The sequence below is a fragment of the Halorubrum distributum JCM 13561 genome (genome assembly GCF_000337395.1).
GTDB classification, from domain to species: Archaea; Halobacteriota; Halobacteria; order Halobacteriales; family Haloferacaceae; genus Halorubrum; species Halorubrum distributum.
The window spans coordinates 68,629-87,594 of the sequence record NZ_AOJF01000038.1 but is presented as its reverse complement, the minus strand read 5'-3'; the positions used below and the strand labels follow the sequence as shown (position 1 = coordinate 87,594).

The window sequence follows — 18,966 nt, the reverse complement described above, 5'->3', positions numbered from 1 at the left end:
TGATTCTATATAAACCCTTCGCTCGTATCGTGCGGAACCGCAACACGGTGGGGGAGTATCGGCCGGTATGCGGTGCGTTCACACGGTCCTTTATATAGAACTCCAGATCAACTGCTGGGCGTACATTGTTTATAAACAGCCGCGGTGGCGCGTGCCTGCGAGGCCGCTTTGCGGCCGAGCAGCACCGCGCGAGGGAGTCGCTGGCTCCCGGAGCGAAGCGGAGGGTGCCAGCGACGAGGCTGGGGAGGCGTGAGGCTGCCGTGCGGGGCGGGACTCAAAGGGGCAGCCGTGAGGCGGGCGCAGGCGTTCACGAGAGCAAAGCTCTCGTGAGCCAATCAGAACGCTCTGCGTTCTGATGACGACGCAAGTACCGCAGGGAGCGAACGAAGTGAGCGACCGAGGAACGCAGCGAGCGTGCGCCCGCCTCACGGCTGGGGCTTTGGAGGCGTTTACCACATCGCTGGTAACAACGATTTATAAACGAACGACGGCGGCGACGCCAGCACAGAACTCCACTTATTGCGGTGCGTTGAAGCTCACGTCGTCGTCGAGCTCGTTCGACATCCGCTCCAAGTAGGAGTACACCGCGCCGTGGGGCGCCCCATCCAGCAGCATCCCGACGGCCCGCCGGACCACTTCGAGCTCCTCGGGCTGGCCCACCGCGCCCACGGTGGACCCGTAGACGACGACGTTGGCGCCCGACAGATCCTCGATGAGCTCTCGCGTGCGGCCGTTCTCGCCGATGATCCGACCCTTCTTGCGCTGGAGGTCGTTGTCGTTGCGGGTGTGCTCGGAGAGGTCGATCAGGTCGAGCGTCCGGAGGTCGTGGTCGAGGATCGACAGCGCCGTCTCCGGCTTGAAGCCCCGCCCGATCGCCTTGATCACGTCGGGGGCCACCATCGCCGCCACGGGGTCGTCGCGCTCCTCGATAGAGACGCTCCCCGACTCCGAGTCGATGTCGAGCCGCACGTTCGCCCGCTCTTCGATCTCCCGCATCGTCTCGCCGCCGGCGCCGATGACGACGCCGATACGGTCCTGCGGAACCGTCACGTGTTGCATACCACGGGATACCCGGCGGAGCCTTTTAAGCGTGTTCCGCCGCGGACGGTGTGTGCCGGTATGACGGTTCTCGCCGGGGATCTGGCTCACCGGCGCCGGAGTCACTCCGTGTCGGACTCGGCCGCCTCGTCGGCCTCCCCGCCCGACTCCCGCTCCCCGTCCGGCCCGCTCTCCTCGCCCGGCTCTCCGTCCGGCTCCCCGCTCGGGTCGGGGTCCGGCTCCGTCACGTACGCGCGGAGGTCGTCGGGGTCGACGTCGATCCCCTGTCGCGTGAAGAAGGCCGCCACGTTCTCGCAGTCGCGCGCCAAGAACTCCCCGGCGTTGGGGTGGTGAACCGTCACCGCCTGCCCGAGGTCGATGATCACCAGCTCGCCCTCGTGGATGATCATGTTGTACTCCGAGAGGTCGCCGTGGATCAGCCCGGCGCCGTACAGCCGGCGCATGTACTCGCGGACGACCTCGTAGGCGGTCTCGGGGTTCTCCACGTCGACCTCGCTCAGCCGCCGGGCGCGCTCCTCGGCGTGGCCGACCAGCTCCATCACGAGAACGTTGCGCTGGACGGCGATCGGTTCGGGGACGCGCACGCCGGCCTTCCGCGCGCGCTTCAGGTTCGCGAACTCCTTCCGGGTCCACGCCAGCACGACCGCCTTCTTGTCGCTCGCGATCCCCTCGAACCGCGGGTCGCCCTCGAGGTAGTCGCGCATCTGGCGGAAGTTCGAGGAGTTGATCCGGTACACCTTCACCGCGACCTCGCGCTCGGGCGTGACCCCCTCGGGCCCGCCGCCCGCCGCTTCTGACCCCGGCTCCGGCCGCTCGCCGGCCTGCCCGCCGAGCGCCTCGAAGACGCTCGCCTCCTTGCCGGTGGACACCGGCCCGCCGAACGCGTCGACGTAGCCGTCCTGGACCAGCTTGTAGACGGCCGCGAGCGTGGCGTCGTCGAACACCGACTCCTGGAGCTTGAACTGCTCGGTGTCTTTGATCCGCTTGCGGAACTCGTCGAACTCGCGGTCCTGCCGCCGGGCGATCCGGTCGGCCTCGGTGTCGGAGACGTCGAGCTGCTCCCACTCGTCGCCGGGCTGGTCCGCGGGTTCGAGCAGGCCGAAGTCCTCGCTCATTCGTGGCAGGGTTCGGCGCCGCGAGGGATAAGCGAGGGGGTCCGCGGACGGCAGAGGGGGTTCGGACCTCGCTACAGCACGTCCATCGCGTCCTCGACCGGCATGTGCCCGTCGCGGACGGCCTCCAAGATCGTCCGCCGCTCCTCGGTCTCGGGGTCGACCGCGTCCGCGTCGTCGCCGGCCTTGCCCTCGCCCACCTCCGCGAGCGTCACCTTCTCCGTCTCGCCGACGAACTCGGGGAAGTCGGTGCCGTCAGCGAGCGCCGTCTCCTTCTTCACGCGGTAGGAACCGGCGTCGGTGGTGTAGAGGTCGCCCGGGTGGAAGAAGAACCAGTCCTCGCGGTCGAACCGCACCGCGATCCGCGCCTTCGCGCCGAAGTTCCGCGCGAAGAACAGGAGCGCCTCCACCTCCTCGCCGGTGAGGTAGATGGGGTCGCCCGCGCTCGACTTCGCCTCGATGGCGTAGAACGTCTCGCCGTCGCCCGCGAGCACGTCGGGGAGCTCCCGCTCCGTGGCGGAGCCGCTGGCCGGCGCGCGCATCACGGCGAACCCCGCCTCGTCCAAGGCGTTCACCAGCTCGCGCTCGCGGCGGTCACCCTTCCGGTTAGCGGACACGGTCGTCGTCACCCGGTTCGGTCATGGGGGTCGTAGACGGGAGCCGGGCAAAAGCCCGGCGGGTTTCGGCTTCCAGCCACTGCGACCGCGCGCCGTCACCCGCGCAACCGCCACCACAGCGACCGGATCTTGTAGCCGACCGATCCCCGCTCGTACCCGTTCCAGCCGCTCATCCCGCCGGCGAGCGTCGACGCCTCGTAGCCCGCCTCGTCGAGCACCCGGGTCGCGCGCTTGGCGACGATCCCCATCTTACAGACGGTGACGACCTCGCGGCCGGCGGGGACCTCGTCGAGCCGCCGGCGGAGCGCGTCGTCGTCGCCGCCGCGGAGCTCGTCGTACACCGGCACGTTCCGGCTCCCGTCGATCGCGCCGGCCTCGAAGTCCCCCTCGGGGCGGATGTCCAGCAGGAACGGCTCGTCGTCGGTGCCGAGGCGCTCGTCCAGTTCGTCCGGGCGGATGCGACTCATCGGCGGAGGGTCGGCCTCGCGGGGGAAATCCCTGCCGACCGCGGCCGCTACTCGGCGACCAGCACCGTCCTCACTCCCGCACCCGCTCGGCGTGTTCGACGACGACTCGCCCGAGTCGCTCGGTGCGGCGCCGGAGGTCCTCGTCGGTGATCCGGGGGCCGGCCCCCGGATCGGTCGCGCCCGTCTCGACCTTCGAGGAGGCGCCCTGAATCCCGACCTCGTGCGGGACGGTCCACGCGTGGACGTTCCGGAACGTCGAGCGGAGGTGTTCGAGCGTCCCGCCGTAGGAGCCGCCGCCCGCTGTCGCGAGCAGCCCCACGGCGGTGTTCGCGTACTCGTCGGAGCCGCAGAAGTCGTGGAAGTTCTTGAACGTCGACGAGTAGGAGCCGCGGTAGACGGGCGTGCCCGCGAGGACGCCGTCGGCCTCGCGGACGCGGCGCTTTAGCGCCTCGCTGTCGCCCTGCGCGCCCTCGTCCGGGTGGTAGAGGGGGAGGTCGACGGTGGCCAAGTCGATCAGGTCGGTCTCCGCGCCGGCGTCGGCCGCGGCGTCGAGCGCGACGCGGAGCGCGGCCCGCGTGGTGCTGTCCGCGCTCCGACTGCCGGAGACGGCGACGATTCGGGTCATACGCCGGGTTCGGTAGCGAATAATAAAAACGGAGGCGATCGAAGCGGTCCGGAGACGAAGTTCTGATCGGCGCCGGTTCGTCAGCGGCTCTGGGGAACGGTTCGTGTTTTTAAACCCCAGTCGATTGTTTATAAGTGGGAGACCGGAGATCGGCGGTGAATATCTCCAAAGCCCCAGCCGTGAGGACGACGCACGCTCGTTGCGCTCCGCACTCGGTCGCTACCGCTCCCTCGCTGCGGTGCTTACGTCGCCTGCGTCGTCCTCACGGCTGCCCCTTTGAGTCCCGCCCCGCACGGCACCGCCCCGCGCCTCACGCCTCCCCAGCCTCGTCGGCCTCCCTNCTCGCGGCCGCCGATGGCGGCCGCTCGCAGGCACGCGCCGCCGCGGTTCATTTATAAATAGCAGGTGGCGGCTTGCCTGCGCAAGCCTCGCGACCGACACCGGGCATTATTGTCCCCGCCGCCGACGTGGCCGACATGGATCAGATCTCCTTCGGCACGGACGGCTGGCGGGCGACGCTCGACACTTTCACCGACGAGCGCGTGCGGATCGTGGGACAGGCGGTCGCGGACCACCTCGACGCGGCGGGCCGCGACGAGCCGGTCGCCGTGGGGTACGACGCCCGCGAGACCTCGGAGGGGTTCGCCGAGAGCCTCGCCGAGGTGCTCGCCGGCAACGGCTTCGACGTGCTCCTCCCCGAGCGCGACGCGCCGACGCCCGTCATCGCGTACGCCATCGTCAACCGCGGGCTCGCCGGCGCGTGTATGGTCACGGCCTCTCACAACCCGCCCGAGTACAACGGCGTGAAGTTCATCCCCCACGACGGCGCGCCCGCGCTTCCCGACGTGACCGAGGACGTCGTCGACCGGCTCGCGGAGCCCGACCTCCTGCCCGAGGCCGAGCGCGGCGAGGTCGAGCGCGTCGACCTCGTGAGCGACCACGCCGACGCGGCCCGCGAGGTCGTCGGGCGCGTCGCCGGGAGCGGGACCGGGGGCGACGGCGGTGCGGTCGACCTCTCCGGGCTCACGGTCGCGTACGACGCGATGCACGGGAGCGGACGCGGCGTCACCGACGCGCTCCTCGAATCCGCCGGGGCCGAGGTCGTCCGCCTGCGCTGCGAGCGCGACGTGACGTTCGGCGGCGACTCCCCGGAGCCCTCGGCGGAACACCTCGAAGGACTGGCCGAGCGCGTCACCGACCCCGAAAGCGACGTGGACCTCGGGGTCGCCAACGACGGCGACGCCGACCGGATCGCGGTCGTCACGCCCGAGCGCGGCGTCCTCGACGCGAACCTCTTCTACGCGGCCTGCTACGACCGCCTCTTGGAGACCGACTCCGGCCCCGCGGTTCGGACGGTCTCGACGACGTTCCTCGTCGACCGCATCGCCGAGGCGCACGGCGAAGCGGTGTACGAGACCCCGGTCGGCTTCAAGTGGGTCGCCGAGGCGATGGGCGAGCACGACGCGCTGTTCGGCGGCGAGGAGTCGGGCGGGTTCACCCTCCGCGGCCACGTCCGCGAGAAGGACGGCGTCCTGATGGCGCTGCTCGCGGCCGCGACGCACGCCGCCGAGCCGTTCGACGCGCGCGTCGACCGCCTGCTGGACGAACACGGACACATCGCGGCCGGGAAGGTGTCGCTCGACTGCCCCGACGACCGGAAGGCGGAGGTCCTCGACGAGCTCGAGGACCACATTCCGGAGTCCGTCCGCGGCTCTCCCGTCGCGAAAGTCGTCACCCTCGACGGGTTTAAACTGCTCTTAGAGAACGGCTCGTGGCTTCTCGTCCGGCCCTCGGGCACCGAGCCGAAGCTGCGAGTGTACGCCGAGTCCGACAGCGACGAGGCGGTCGACGAACTACTCGCCGAGGGCCGCGACCTCGTCGAACCGCTGATCTGAGGCCGGTACGAACGGCGGGAACTGACCGGTCGGAACCCGCCCGCCCGGACGAGTTTCAGTTTCGCCTTGCGTTCGGCTCGTTTATTTATAAATTAACCCCGTATCGTCGCGTACGGCCTCCCCCGGCCGAGAGCCAACATGATCGACGAGCCACTGCCGGCCCCCGACGGCACCGACGCGGAACCGAAGCCGACCGAGCGCGGCGAAACCGCTCGGGGCGAGCCGCCGAGCCGCGATCACTCCGACCGCGACCCCTCCGACCGCGACCCCTCCGACCGCGACCCCTCCGACCCGTCCCGCGAGCCGGCGACGCCCGGCCGGGACCCGCGTGAGGAACCGGACCGCGCCACCCGCCCGCCGCCCGACCGGTCCGACCGCGACGCGGCCTGCGAACGCGACCGCGAACCGGACGGCGAGAGCGACGAGTCGGACGAATCCGAGGCCCGCGAATACCGGCTCGAACGGCTCCGACTGTGGCGGACCGTCGTCACGCTCGCGGTCGTCGTCGCCCGCCTCGTCCGGTCGCTGTGAGCGGTCGGTCGCCGCTCCGATCGGGTGCCTTTTTAGGTGATACCGCCCAAGCTGAACGTATATGTTCAAGGCCATCGTGGGCGCGTCGACGTTTCAGGACGCGCTCGATTCGGTGAGCGTGTTGGTCGACGAGTGTAAGATCCGCCTGAACGAGGAGGAGCTCTCCATTCGCGCCGTCGACCCCGCCAACGTCGGCATGGTCGACCTCACGCTGGAGGCGGCCGCGTTCGAGTCCTACGACGCCGACGGCGGCGTCATCGGCGTCAACCTCGCCCGGCTGGAGGACATCGCCGGCATGGCCAACTCCGGCGACCTGATCCACCTCGAACTCGACGAGGAGACCCGCAAGCTCCACATCGAGATCGACGGCCTCTCGTACACCCTCGCGCTCATCGACCCCGACTCGATCCGCCAGGAGCCGGACATCCCGGACCTCGATCTCGCCTCCGAGATCGTCGTCGAGGGCGCGCAGCTCGACCGCGGGATCAAGGCCGCCGACATGGTCTCCGACCACATCCGCCTCCGCGTCGACGAGACCGACGAGGCGTTCTTCATCGAGGCCGAGGGCGACACCGACGACGTGAACCTCAAGCTCGACCGCGAGGACCTCATCGCGCTCACCGCCGGCCCCGCCGACTCGCTGTTCAGCCTCGACTACCTGAAGGACATGAACAAGGCGATCCCCTCCGACGCCGAGGTCACCGTCGAGCTCGGCGAGGAGTTCCCCGTCAAGCTCCACTACGGCTTCGCAGAGGGACTTGGAAATGTGACATTCATGTTAGCTCCTCGGATTCAGAGCGACTGAAGAACGCAAATTCGGGACGTTTGGAATTATAAGTAATCTTAACTTCTCTCGGTTTACTCCGCCGCGACCACCGGAATTGACACCGCCACCCGCGTCCCTCGCGGTTCCCGCTCCGCGTACTCCACGTCGGCGCCGACGGCGGCGGCGCCCCACGCGACGACCCAGAGCCCCAGCCCCGAGCCGTGTTCGAGGGCGGTCTCGCGTCCGGACTCGACGGCGTCGACCTCGTGGTCCGGGATGCCGGGGCCGTCGTCCTCGACGGTGAGGACGAAGCGGGCGTCGCCGTCAGCCTCCCGCTCAGCGTTGCCTCCCTCCCTGCGGAGCGCGACCCGTACCCACGCCCCGCCGTCCTCGCGCTCGACGCCCTCGCCGTCGTGGTGGTCGACGGCGTTCTCCACGGTGTTCTCGACGACCGCGCGGAGCGCGGCGGGCCTGACGCGCGTGGTCCAGTCGGAGTCACCCTCCGCACCCCCCTCGACGACGAGTTCGACCGTCGCCGCGTCGTCTCGGGCGTCCGCGACGACCGATTTCAGGAGGTCGCGGACGTCCGTCTCCGCTGGATCGCTCTCGGCGAGCAGCCGCTCGACGGTGCCGGCCTTCTCGCCGAGCGCGGCCAGCGCGCCCGCCCGGCGCTCGACGGCGTCGGCCATCCGAACGAGCTCCGGGTCCTCGAGGCGGTCGCGAAGGATCTCGCCGTAGCCGTGGACGACGCCGGCGTCGTTGCGGAGGTTGTGGCGCAGGATTCGGTTGAGCACCTCCAGCTGCTGGCGGCGGCGCTCGCGCTCGGTGACGTCGGAGAGGACGACCGTGTACCCCACGTGCGTTTCGTTGGGGTCGGTCAGCCGGGAGACGGACACCGCGTACGTGCGGCGGCCGGCGGCGTCGGCCGCGTCGATCCGGACCGTCTCGCGGGAGGCGCCGTCGTCGGGGTCGGCGTCGCCGTCCGACGCCCCCGTCTCCGCCTCGTCGACTCCGACCGGCAGGTCGAGGAAGTCGGCGAGCGGCCGGTCGCGAGCGGTCTCTGCGCCGACGCCCAACACCGCCTCGGCCGCGGGGTTGAGCCGGACGACGCGGTGGTCCAGCCCGAGCGCGACGATGGGGTCCCGCAGGTCGTCGATTGCGGTGCGCTCGGCGGCGCGGCTGGTCGTCGGGTTCCGTTCGAACATCTCCGCGCGGTCGAACGCGTACGCGTCGAGCAGGACGTGCGGGACGAACATGATCGGCGCGAGCTGGAGCTGCGGGACCGGACCGAGCGACAGCGCCCACGCGACCAGGGCGAACCCCGGCGGAATGGGGCTCAGCGCGACCGCGGCGCTCTCCCGGCGGTAGAGGGGCCCGTAGCTCAGGAGGGTGTCGACGAGGAGGAACACCGCGCTGGCCACGAGGACGGTCTCCGCGGCGACGGTGAGGTACGCCCACGGCCCGAGCGCGTAGGAGACGGTCTCGACGCCGAAGGCCGGGTCGGGTCCGAAGTCGGTCCAGAAGGCGCCGTGGAGGGAGTTCGTGACCAGCAGAGTCGTCGAGAGGAGGCCGAACCCAACGATCGTCGCGAACAGGCGGCTCCGGACGACGTCGCTCCGGCCGGTGTACTCCAAGGCGAAGCCGAGGAAGGTCACGCCGGTCCAGATGATGCCGAGCCACGTCGCCGTTTCGAGCAGGGCACGGAGGGCCGGGTCGGCCACGAGCAGCCCGGTCCCGTAGGCGAAACACCACGTCGCCTGCGCGGCGAACACCGCGAGGAACCAGTCGACCCCGGGGCGACCGCGGCGTTCGCGGATCGCCCACGCGAGCAGGACCGCGCCCGCGCCGCCCGCGAACGAACCGGCGACCGGCCACGCGGGGACGGCGTCGAACATGTGTCGGTCCCGAGGGCGAGCCGCGAGGTAAAACTGTCGCGGGCGGCGGCGCCCGCCCGCGCTCAGTCGGCGGACCGGGCGAACGCGACCGCCACGGGCGCGAGCAGCAGCGCGCCGATCAGGAACGGCGACGCGACGGCGACCGTGTACAGCACCGCCATCAGCGGCGGCCCGACGGTCCGGCCGAGGCTGGACGCGCCCTGGGTCACGCCGAACGCGGCCCCCTGGTCGGCGTCGTCGGCCGAGGCGGAGACGAGCGTCGCCAGCGAGACGTTGACGAGGGCGTTGCCGAGCGAGAGCGCCGCGAGCGCGGCGAGCAGCGCGACCAGCGGGAGCGTGAGCCACCCCGGGCCGCCGAGGGCGACGCCGCCCGCGACCCGGTCGACGAGGCCGGTCGCGGGGATCGCCGCGAGCGCGACGCCGAGGACGACCGATCCGACGGCGACGAGCGTCCGCGAGGGGACGACCCGCGAGAGCCGCCCGACGAGGACGCCCTGGTTGACCGCGCCGAGGACGCCGACGTAGGTGAGGAGGAACGCCGCGGCCGTCGCGTCGTAGCCGAACGCGTCCGCGACGTACGGGATGAACATCACCTGAACGCCCGCGAACGCGACGGCGACGACGAAGTACGCGACCGTCAGCGGCCGGAGCGACGCGGAGGCGAGCGCGTCGCGGAACTGGCCGATCGCGGTCGTCCGGCGGCCGCGGGACCCCTCCGCGTCGCCCGCCGGACGCGTCCGGGTGGGCTCTTCGAGGAAGGCGAACCCGACGAGGACCGCGAGGAGGCTCATCCCCGCCGCCGCGAAGCTCGGGAGGGAGTAGGCGGTGGCCGGGACGAACGCCGGGAAGAGGGCGTCGGCGCGGGACACCACCGCGTCGGCGGCGAGGAGGCCGCCGATCGCCGGGCCGAAGACGAACCCGAGCGCGAACGAGGCGCCGACGAGGCCGAGCGCGCCCGCCCGCCGGTCGCGGGGCGTGATGTCGGCGACGTACGCCTGCGCGGCGGCGATGTTGCCGCCCATCGCGCCCGCGAGCGTCCGGGAGGCGAAAAGCACCGCGAGCGCGGCGACGGGGCCGAAGCGCGCCCCCGCGGCCCCGGCGTAGCCGAACGTCACCCACGCGACCCCCGCGGTCGCGAGCGACGCGAGGAGGACCGGCCGGCGCCCGATCCGGTCGGAGAGCCGGCCGAGCGTGGGCGCCGCGAGGAACTGCGCGAGCGAGTACGAGGCCGCGAGCAGCCCGATGAACGCGTCGCTGACGCCGAAGGACCTGACGTAGAAGGGGAGGATGGGGATCACGATCCCGAAGCCGACCAGGTCGATGAACACGACGCCGATCACGACCGCGAGCGCGCGGCGGGGGTTGGCGACGGCCGGGGATCGGTCGGGGCCTCCATCGGCCTCGGGATCGTCCCCGGTCGACACGGCCCCGGACTCCGGATGCGTCACGGTGGCGAGACGTCGCGCGGAGACTTAAACGGGCGCTACAGGTGCCGCTCGATGACGCGTTTCGCGGCCTGTCCCTTCTCCTTCCAGCCGTACCCCTCCTCGTACACGTGGCGCTTGGCGTCGACGAGCTCTTCGGGCGTCGACTCCTCGAAGCCGCCGCGGTCCCACGCGCCGGATTCGCGGAGCCACTCGATCACGTTCTCCCGGGTCTCGGGCCACGAGAGCCCGACCATCTCGTACCACGCCACCATCGCGAAGACGGCGTTGTCGTGGCAGCCGGGGACGGAGCCGTGCTCGTAGACGGTGCGCATCGGCTCGCGGGTCGGCTCGGAGACGCGCTCCTTGAACTCCGCGGCGGTGAGCAGGCGGAGGCGGTCGCCGTCCTCGACGACGCGCTGGTCGCGTCGGAGCGCCCCGAGCGCGGCCTTGTGGAGCCCGCCCCAGTCCGCCGGAATCGCGTCCCGCAGCGCCGCCTCCGAGAGCCCGTCGGGCTCCGCGGACAGCACCGACAGGAGGTCCGTGTACGCCTTCTCGACGGTCGGCCAGCTCACGCCCTCGAACTCGCAGTCGGCGTCGTGAAGGCTGTTCGTCGTCCGACAGCCGGGACACGGGTAGCGGAACGTCGGCACTGGATGGGTGTGTGCGGCCGCCGGAGTTAGGGTTTTCGCGACGGTTCGCCGGGAGCGACGCGCCGGGATCGGCACGGACGTTCGTGGGGGTTCCGAAACGTTTACTCGCCGCCCGACCGCGACTTCACACGGTATGACAAAAGTGAGTGTCATCGGTGCGGCGGGGACCGTCGGAGCCGCGGCCGGCTACAACCTCGCGTTACGCGACGTGGTCGACGAGCTCGTCTTCGTCGACATCCCGGACCAGCGCGAGACGACGATCGGCCAGGCCGCCGACGCGAACCACGGCGTCGCCTACGACTCGAACACGACCGTCCGGCAGGGCGAGTACGCGGACACCGCCGGCTCGGACGTCGTCGTCATCACGGCCGGCATCCCGCGCAAGGAGGGCCAGACCCGCATCGATCTGGCCGGCGACAACGCGCCGATCATGGAGGACATCGGCGCCTCCATCGCCGAGCACAACGACGACTTCGTCACGGTCACCACGTCGAACCCGGTGGACCTGCTCAACCGCCACCTGTACGAGGCGGGCGACCGCGACCGCCACAAGGTGGTCGGCTTCGGCGGCCGGCTCGACTCCGCGCGCTTCCGCTACGTCCTCTCCGAGCGCTTCGACGCGCCCGTCAAGAACGTCGAGGCGACGATCCTCGGCGAGCACGGCGACGCGCAGGCGCCCGTCTTCTCGAAGGTCCGCGTCGACGGCCGCGACCCGTCGTTCGACGCCGACGAGAAGGAGGAGATCCTCGCGGACCTCCAGGAGTCCGCGATGGACGTGATCAGCCGGAAGGGCGCCACGCAGTGGGGGCCCGCGACCGGCGTCGCGCACACCGTCGAGGCGATCCTCAACGACACCGGCGAGGTGCTCCCCTGCTCCGTCGTGCTCGACGGCGAGTACGGGTACGAGGACACCGCGCTCGGCGTGCCCGCGAAGCTGGGCTCGAACGGCGTCGAGGAGGTCGTCGAGTGGGACCTCGACGAGTACGAGTCGGAGCTGCTCGACGAGGCCGCAGAGAAGCTCTCCGAGCAGTACGAGAAGATCGCGTAGGGCGCCTCTCGGAATCGATCGCCGCCAGCCACCGGATTTTTACCGCTGCCGCGCGCTCCTCGGAGCATGAACCGCGCCGAGATCGACACCGACGACCTCCTGAAGGTCGTGCTGCTGCTCGTCGTCGTGTGGCTTCTCCTGGAGATCGTCGGGGCCGTCCTCGATATCGCCTTCTGGCTGCTCGACGCCATCCCGACGCTGATCGGGGTCGCGCTCGTCGTCCTGATCGCCTTGCACCTCACCGATCGGATCTGAGGCGGGCGGCGACGTGTTCAGCCTCAACGTCCCGCTGCCGCCCGCGGTGGACCGGCTCGCGACCGATCTCCACCCGAAACGAACGGGGTTCGACAGGGTGCGCGAGCGGCGCACGCTCGTCTGTAAGCGGTTCGGGGTCGGAGACGTGCGAGACGGAGACGAAGAGACCGGCGAGCGAGGCCCTCCGCCCCGACAGGAGGCCGTCGACCGCCTGCGCGAGCGACTTCGCCGCCCCCTCGCCGCGGTCGAGCCCTTCGAGGTCGCCGTGACCGGCGTCGACGTCTTCGACGCGCCGCGGTCGGGGTCGCGGCCGGTGGTGTACTTGGCCGTCGAGAGCGACGAGCTGGTTCGGGTTCACCGGCGGCTCTGTGACGCGTTCGGCGCGGTCGAGGGGATCGAGGGCGACGACTACGTGCCGCACGTCACCCTGGCGCGCGGCGGGAATCCGGGACCGGGCGTCGTCGCCGACCTCGTCGACGCCGAGTTCGAGCCGGTCCGGTGGCGGGTCCACGCGCTCGACGTGTGGGACCCGGAGTTCCGGGAGGTCGCGGCGAGCGTCGATTTATAAGTGATCGATTTCGGGGTGTCGGCGACTACCTCCAAAGCCCCAGCCGATCGGTTATAAATAACTGATAGCGGATCAGCCGCGACCACCTTCAAAGCCCCAGCCGCGAGAACTCGCGCACCTCGCTGCGCGCTTCAGTCGCTCGCTTCGCTCGCTCCTTCCAGTGCTTACGTCGGTGTGCTTCGTCCTCGCGGCTGCCCCTTTGAGTCCCACTCCACCCCACACCGCAACCGCGCCTCACACCTCCCCAGCCTCGTCAGCCGGCCTCCGCTTCGCTCCGGCCGGCTGACTCCCTCGCGCGTGCTCCTCGCGTCCTTCGGACGCTCGGAGGCACGCGCCGACCGGACAAGGGTACTGTATATAAATNTCGCTCCGGCCGGCTGACTCCCTCGCGCGTGCTCCTCGCGTCCTTCGGACGCTCGGAGGCACGCGCCGACCGGACAAGGGTACTGTATATAAATGAGCGACGGCCGCGACCGACTACGCGTCGTCGACCCCGTTAGGCTCCTCGACCGCGTGATGCGGCCCCACCGGCCCGTGGGTCGGGCAGACGCCGGCGATGGGAGTCGCGTTGAGACAGCAGGCGCGCTGCTGGCCCGCGACGAGGCCCTTCGAGAGCGGTTCGCCGCAGCGGGCGCAGTACGCGTCGGCCCCGCCGTCGGGCGCGTCCGCTGTCGCCCTTTCGTCGGCGCCGGTCATCCCTCAGCGCTCGCGGATCCGCATCGGCACCGGGTGGTTCGGGTGCATCGTCAGCGACCCGCGCAGGGCGAGGCTCGGCCCCTCGTAGTCGAGTTCGAACCGCGAGCAGACGGTCGCGAGGATGATCTTCGCCTCGAGCAGCGAGAACGCCTTCCCGATACAGTGGCGCGGGCCGCCGCCGAACGGGAAGTAGGCGAACCGGGGCCGTTGGCTCCGGCGCTCGGGCGTCCAGCGGTCGGGGTCGAACGCCTCGGGGTCGTCGTACCAGCGCTCGGACCGGTGGATCACCCACTGGGAGACCATCAACGCCGACCCCTCGGGGATCCGGTAGCCCCCCAGTTTCACGTCGAGCTTCGGCTCGCGGAACAGGGTGTAGACGGGCGGGTAGAGCCGCATCGACTCGTTGAGGACGCGCTCGGTGTAGTCCATGTCGCGGACGGCGCCCGCGGTCAGGGACCCGCCGCTCACGGCTTCCTCGGCCTCGCCCTCGACCCGCTCGCGGGCCTCGGGATGGTTCGAGAGGAGGTAGAAGGCGTAGGTGAGCGCGAGCGCGGTGGTGTCGTGGCCGGCGAGCAGCATCGTCACCAGCTCGTCGCGGAGGTTCTCGTCGGTCTGCTCGCCGCGGTCGCGGGCGCGGAGCAGGACGGAGAGCAGGTCCATCGGGAGGTCGGCGTCGGGGTCCCCGGGCGGGCCGCGGACGCCGGTCCCGTCCGGGCCGGCGGGGTCGACGCTCGGGTCGCGCTCCGTGCCGCGGCGGCGCTCGACGATGCCGTCGATCACCGATTCGAGCGTGTCGATGGCGGCGTCGAACTCGCGGTTCTCGCGGGTCGGCAGCCAGTCCGGGATCAGGTACCGGCGGGGGTCGGGCTCGAACCGGGCGCCGAGCGGTTCGAGGTTCTCCTGGACCGTCTTCACCTCCTCGTCGTCGATGTCGGCGCCGAACATCGCCGTGACGATGATCTTCACGGTGAGCCGCGCCAGCTCCAGCTGGAGGTCGACGACGTCGCCGTCCTCCCAGTCGGCGACGTGCGACTCGGCGTGGTCGGCCATCACGCCGGCGAGCGCGCCGATGCGGCGGTTGTGGAACGCGGGGTTCGCCAGCTTCCGCTGGCGCTGCCACGTCTCGCCCTCGCTCATGAGGAGGCCGTCGCCGAGCAGCGTGTCCATCGCGTCGTCGCCGAACTGGGGCTTCCGGTAGCGCTCGGCGTCGGCGACGAGCACGCGCTCGACGTCGGCGGGGTTCGTGAGCAGGTACGTCTCTCTCGGGCCGAGGTCGAGCCGCACCACGTCGCCGTAGCTGTCGGCGCAGGCGCGCAGGAAGCCGAACGGGTCGTCAGCGAACTGGCGACCGTTGCCGAACAGGGGGTCGCCCAGCGGTCCGGGCGGGGTAACGGACATACGATTTCTGGGGGTTGAGCGGGGTTAAACGTTCGGCAGGGGGAGAACGAAGCGCGAGAAAGGAAGGAAACCGGACGGGATCGGGGGCGTCGGAGCGCGGCAAGCGCGGAGCGTCGGAGCGTTACCGCGCGTCGAGCTGCTCGACCCGGGCGATCAGCTCGTCGACGGCCGCCTCCTGGTCGTCGGTGGCGTCGACGATGCGCTCGGTCGCGTCCTCGGTGCGGTCGGAGCGCTCGCGCACCGCCTCCAGCGACGAGGTGAGCTCCTCGACGGTCGCGGCCTGGTCGTCGGTGGTGCGCGCGACCTCGGCGACGCCCGCGGCCGCCTCGTCGACGGCGTCGGCGATCTCCTCCAGCGAGTCGAGGACCGTCTCGATCTCGGTGCCCGCGTCCTCGATGCGGTCGTGGGAGCGCTCGACGGCGGTCGTGGTCTCCGCGGACTGTGCCTGCAGCTTGTCGAGGCTCTCAGTGATCTCCTCGGTGTAGCCGCGGGTCTCGTCGGCGAGCTTCTTGACCTCCTCGGCGACGACCGCGAAGCCGTCGCCGCCCTCGCCGGCGCGGGCGGCCTCGATGTTGGCGTTGAGGGCGAGCAGGTTCGTCTGCTCGGCCACGTCGGAGATGACCTCGATGACCTCCTCGATGTCGTCCATGCGCTCGGAGAGCGCGCCGACGCTCTCGACGAGCTCGTCGCCGATCTCGACGACGTCCTCGGTCGCCTCGCGGGCGTCCTCGCTCGCGTCGAGCCCCTCGTCGGCGGCGTCGGCCGCCGCGACCGCGGCGGAGTCGACCTCGTCGGCCGTCGCGGCGACCTCCTCCATCCCCGCGGAGAAGGACTGCATCTCGGAGACGCTCTCTTCGAGGAGCTCGTTCTGCTCGTCGACGTTCTCGGCGATGTCGGCGGCCGCGGCGCTCGCCTCCTCGACGGTCTCGTCGAGGTCGCGCGCCTTCTCGTGGACCCCCGAGGAGAGCTGGTCGAGGTTCTCGGCCATCTGATTGACGACGTCGATGACGCGGACCAGGTCGGCGCTGAGGTGCTCGAAGGAGTCGCGGCGGCTCGCGCGGGCGTCGAGGTTCCCCTCGCCGATCGCCTCCGCGGTCTCCCGGACCTCGGCGACCAGCTCGCCCGTGGCGTCGCGCTGGTTCACGTTCTCCGTCCGGTCGACGACGACCTCGGTCACGCCGACGAGCTCTCCGGTCTCCTCGTCGTACATCGCGGTCGCGGTGAACTCGATGTGCCGCTCGTCGCCGTGGCGGTCGACCATCGTGCTGGTGTCGCGGTAGCGGTTGCGGCCGGCCTCGCGACGCTCGACGCCGTGGACCTCGTCGGCGGTGTCCGGCACGTCGAGCACCTTGTCGGCGAGCGTGTCGGCTCGGCGGCCGTCGGGGTAGAACAGCTCCGAGACGTGGTCGTGACCGACCGCCTCCTCGCGCTCGACGCCGGTGAGCGACGCGATCGCCTCGTTCCACTCCGCGACGTTCCCCTCGCAGTCGAGGATGAACGTCGGGACGCTGGTGGCGTTGAACACCTGCTGGAAGCCGGCGCCCGCGAGCGTCGCCGCGCGGTTCACGCCGTCGGCGTCGGTGAACGTGTGGTCGCCGGTCTGGTCGGCGGCGTCAGTCGGTGTCCCGCCGGCCGATCCGGCGGAGTCGGGTCCGTTCTCGACGACGACGCCCCCGTCGGGGACAGACCGAGAGTCGGTCCCCCGTCCGAGTAGCCGCCGCAGACGCTCGCGAAGTCCCGTCATGTCTACGTCACCGTCTCCCAACCGTCATCATAAACCGCACGTCCCGGTATTCGAGTTTGATAATCAGAGGGGCCGGGCGGCGGCGGGGACGGCCCGCAGCGGGGACGGCCCGCGGCGGCGAGTCGAGAGCGCCGGGCCCGCAGCGTTCAATGGCGTCGGGCGGCTACGGCGATCCGAGACCGATGGACGCCGACGCGGTGCGCGAGCGGGCCCGAGACCTCCCGACGGAGCCGGGGGTCTACCAGTTCCGGGCGGGCGAGACGACGCTGTACGTCGGGAAGGCGCTCGACCTCCGCGACCGGGTGCGGTCGTACGCGGACCCGCGCTCGGGGCGCATCCGCGGGATGGTCGAGCGCGCCGACCGGATCGAGTTCGCGGTCACCGACACGGAGACGCAGGCGCTGCTGCTGGAGGCGAACCTCATCAAGCGGCTGCGGCCGCGGTACAACGTCCGGCTGAAGGACGACAAGTCGTACCCCCTGGTCGCCTTCTCGGACCACGAGGTACCCAGAATCGAAGTGACCCGCGACCCCGAGGCGGGCGCGGTCGCGTACGGCCCGTTCACCGACGTTGGCCGCGTCGAGACCGTGGTGAAGGCGGTGCGGGATGTGTACGGCCTCCGCGGCTGCTCGGACCACAAGTACGAGGGGCGCGACCGCCCCTGCCTCGACTACGAGATGGGGATCTGCTCGGCGCCGTGCACCGGCGAGATCTCCCCCGAAGAATACGCCGAAGACGTCGCCGCCGCACGGCGCTTCTTCGAGGGAGAGACCGGCGTCCTCGCGGACCCCCTGCGCCGCCGGATGGAGGCCGCGGCGGAGGCGAACGAGTTCGAGCGCGCCGCGAACCTCCGCGACCGCCTCGAGGCCGTCGAGGCGTTCCACGGCGAGGGCGGCGAGGCCGTCAGCGACCGGAGCGACGACCGCACCGTCGACGTGCTGGCGGCCGCGGTCGAGGGCGACACGGCCCGCGTGGCCCGGCTCCACAGCGAGCGCGGCCAGCTCGTCGACCGGAGCCGGCACCGACTCGACGCCGCGGCGGTGGAGGACGTGGACGGCGGCTCCTCGTCCGCCGACGCCAACACCCCCGCGGCCGTCCTCGCGGCGTTCCTCGCGCAGTACTACGCCGAGCGGGAGTTCCCGGACGCGGTCCTCCTCGCGGAGCGCCCCGCGGACTCGGACGTGGTCGACTGGCTGGAGGGCGAGGGGGTCGCGGTCCGGGTCCCGGGCGCCGGCCGCGAGGCGAAGCTCGTCGAGCTGGCGCTGAAGAACGCCCGGAAGCGCGGCGGGCGCGACGACCCCGTGGGCGCGCTCGGCGAGCGCCTCGGGATCGACCGCCCCGAGCGGATCGAGGGGTTCGACGTGAGCCACGCGCAGGGGACCGCCGTCGTCGGCTCCGACGTGTGCTTCGTCGACGGGTCGGCCGAGACGGCCGACTACCGCCGGAAGAAGCTCACCGAGCGCAACGACGACTACGCGAACATGCGGGAGCTGATCCGGTGGCGCGCCGAGCGCGCGGTCGAGGGGCGGGACGACCGCCCCGACCCCGGCCTCCTCCTGATCGACGGCGGCGACGGACAGCTGGGCGCCGCCCGCGACGCGCTCGCGGAGACGGGCTGGGACGTGCCCGTCGTCGCCCTCGCGAAGGCCGAGGAGCTGGTCGTCACCCCGACCGGCACCCGGCGGTGGGACGACGACGCCCCAGAGCTCCACCTGCTCCAGCGCGTGCGCGACGAGGCGCACCGCTTCGCCGTCTCCTACCACCAGACCGTCCGCGACGAGGTGGCGACCGTCCTCGACGACGTGCCCGGCGTCGGCCCCGAGACCCGACGACGACTGCTCCGGCGGTTCGGCTCGGTCGAGAACGTCCGCGACGCCTCGCGAGACGACCTCACCGACGTCGACGGCGTCGGGGACGCGACCGCCGACACGCTCCGCGAGCGTTTATAAATAGGTCCACGGTGGCGCGTGCCGGCGAGCGGCCGGAGCGAAGCGGAGGCCGCGAGTCGCACGCGCGAGGGACGCCGTGAGCGACGGGCGACCGAAGGGAGCCCGGAGCGAACGGCGAGGCTGGGGAGGCGTGAGGCTGCGGTGCGGTTGCGGTCGGGCGGGACTCGAAGGGGCAGCCGGCGAGGCGGGGGCTTTGGAGGTGTTCGCGGTCGATCCACGGTGACTTATTTATAAGCAAGTGGCTGGGGATTTGGCGGTGTTCAC

At 71.2% G+C, this 18,966-nt stretch carries 18 protein-coding genes; 7 read left to right on the top strand and 11 right to left on the bottom strand.

Going from position 1 to position 18,966, the window contains the following annotated elements; translation table 11 throughout:
* Positions 1-516 precede the first annotated feature (516 nt).
* From C470_RS09140 to C470_RS09120, 5 genes are all read right to left on the bottom strand, one after another.
* The gene (locus C470_RS09140; RefSeq protein WP_008366765.1) at positions 517-1,059 is read right to left on the bottom strand and encodes a KH domain-containing protein; all 543 of its coding nucleotides are present in this window, start codon (positions 1,057-1,059) and stop codon (positions 517-519) included.
* A gap of 101 nt (positions 1,060-1,160) precedes the next feature.
* A complete protein-coding gene (gene rio1 / locus C470_RS09135) occupies positions 1,161-2,174 on the bottom strand; it encodes a serine/threonine-protein kinase Rio1 (protein WP_007345647.1) in 1,014 nt (337 codons plus the stop codon).
* A 71-nt stretch (positions 2,175-2,245) separates the two neighbouring features.
* A complete protein-coding gene (hjc, locus tag C470_RS09130; RefSeq protein WP_004599289.1) occupies positions 2,246-2,800 on the bottom strand; it encodes a Holliday junction resolvase Hjc in 555 nt (184 codons plus the stop codon).
* Positions 2,801-2,883: 83 nt separating this feature from the next.
* Positions 2,884-3,255, bottom strand: a complete 372-nt coding sequence (locus C470_RS09125) for a rhodanese-like domain-containing protein (RefSeq protein WP_008366763.1) — start codon at positions 3,253-3,255, stop codon at positions 2,884-2,886.
* A gap of 70 nt (positions 3,256-3,325) precedes the next feature.
* A complete protein-coding gene (locus tag C470_RS09120; RefSeq protein ID WP_007345649.1) occupies positions 3,326-3,880 on the bottom strand; it encodes an NADPH-dependent FMN reductase in 555 nt (184 codons plus the stop codon).
* Positions 3,881-4,356: 476 nt separating this feature from the next.
* Between C470_RS09120 and C470_RS09115 the strand changes: the two genes are divergently transcribed.
* The 3 genes from C470_RS09115 (at position 4,357) to C470_RS09105 (ending at position 7,111) form a co-directional block, all read left to right on the top strand.
* Positions 4,357-5,775: a phosphoglucomutase/phosphomannomutase family protein gene (locus C470_RS09115; protein ID WP_008366760.1), complete on the top strand. Its 1,419-nt coding sequence runs from the start codon at positions 4,357-4,359 to the stop codon at positions 5,773-5,775.
* A 138-nt stretch (positions 5,776-5,913) separates the two neighbouring features.
* A complete protein-coding gene (locus C470_RS09110) occupies positions 5,914-6,306 on the top strand; it encodes a hypothetical protein (RefSeq protein ID WP_008366758.1) in 393 nt (130 codons plus the stop codon).
* Between the two features lie 61 nt (positions 6,307-6,367).
* A complete protein-coding gene (locus tag C470_RS09105) occupies positions 6,368-7,111 on the top strand; it encodes a DNA polymerase sliding clamp (RefSeq protein WP_004599283.1) in 744 nt (247 codons plus the stop codon).
* A gap of 53 nt (positions 7,112-7,164) precedes the next feature.
* Here C470_RS09105 and C470_RS09100 read toward each other — a convergent pair whose 3' ends face one another.
* The 3 genes from C470_RS09100 to C470_RS09090 all read right to left on the bottom strand — a co-directional run bounded on the left by C470_RS09100 (position 7,165) and on the right by C470_RS09090 (position 11,044).
* Positions 7,165-8,967: a sensor histidine kinase gene (locus C470_RS09100; protein WP_008366757.1), complete on the bottom strand. Its 1,803-nt coding sequence runs from the start codon at positions 8,965-8,967 to the stop codon at positions 7,165-7,167.
* Positions 8,968-9,029: 62 nt separating this feature from the next.
* The gene (locus C470_RS09095) at positions 9,030-10,415 is read right to left on the bottom strand and encodes an MFS transporter (protein WP_193365836.1); all 1,386 of its coding nucleotides are present in this window, start codon (positions 10,413-10,415) and stop codon (positions 9,030-9,032) included.
* Between the two features lie 35 nt (positions 10,416-10,450).
* Positions 10,451-11,044, bottom strand: a complete 594-nt coding sequence (locus C470_RS09090; RefSeq protein ID WP_008366753.1) for a DUF7474 family protein — start codon at positions 11,042-11,044, stop codon at positions 10,451-10,453.
* Positions 11,045-11,177: 133 nt separating this feature from the next.
* Between C470_RS09090 and mdh the strand changes: the two genes are divergently transcribed.
* The 3 genes from mdh to C470_RS09075 all read left to right on the top strand — a co-directional run bounded on the left by mdh (position 11,178) and on the right by C470_RS09075 (position 12,915).
* Entirely contained in the window at positions 11,178-12,092 is a 915-nt protein-coding gene (gene mdh / locus C470_RS09085) for a malate dehydrogenase (protein WP_008366751.1), read from the top strand.
* 66 nt (positions 12,093-12,158) lie between these two features.
* Entirely contained in the window at positions 12,159-12,347 is a 189-nt protein-coding gene (locus tag C470_RS09080) for a DUF7554 family protein (protein WP_004599278.1), read from the top strand.
* Between the two features lie 13 nt (positions 12,348-12,360).
* Positions 12,361-12,915, top strand: coding sequence for a 2'-5' RNA ligase family protein (locus C470_RS09075; protein ID WP_008366750.1), 555 nt, complete (start codon positions 12,361-12,363; stop codon positions 12,913-12,915).
* A 477-nt stretch (positions 12,916-13,392) separates the two neighbouring features.
* Here C470_RS09075 and C470_RS09070 read toward each other — a convergent pair whose 3' ends face one another.
* From C470_RS09070 to C470_RS09060, 3 genes are all read right to left on the bottom strand, one after another.
* A complete protein-coding gene (locus C470_RS09070; protein WP_008366748.1) occupies positions 13,393-13,611 on the bottom strand; it encodes a hypothetical protein in 219 nt (72 codons plus the stop codon).
* A 3-nt stretch (positions 13,612-13,614) separates the two neighbouring features.
* Positions 13,615-15,009: a cytochrome P450 gene (locus C470_RS09065; protein ID WP_007345656.1), complete on the bottom strand. Its 1,395-nt coding sequence runs from the start codon at positions 15,007-15,009 to the stop codon at positions 13,615-13,617.
* A 121-nt stretch (positions 15,010-15,130) separates the two neighbouring features.
* On the bottom strand, positions 15,131-16,753 hold the full coding sequence (locus tag C470_RS09060) for a methyl-accepting chemotaxis protein (protein WP_004599274.1): 1,623 nt from the start codon (positions 16,751-16,753) through the stop codon (positions 15,131-15,133).
* A 182-nt stretch (positions 16,754-16,935) separates the two neighbouring features.
* Here C470_RS09060 and C470_RS09055 point away from each other — a divergent pair, with 182 nt between their 5' ends.
* Positions 16,936-18,702 (top strand): excinuclease ABC subunit C, encoded by a 1,767-nt coding sequence (locus C470_RS09055; RefSeq protein WP_008366746.1) that lies wholly within the window; start codon positions 16,936-16,938, stop codon positions 18,700-18,702.
* Positions 18,703-18,966: the final 264 nt, after the last annotated feature.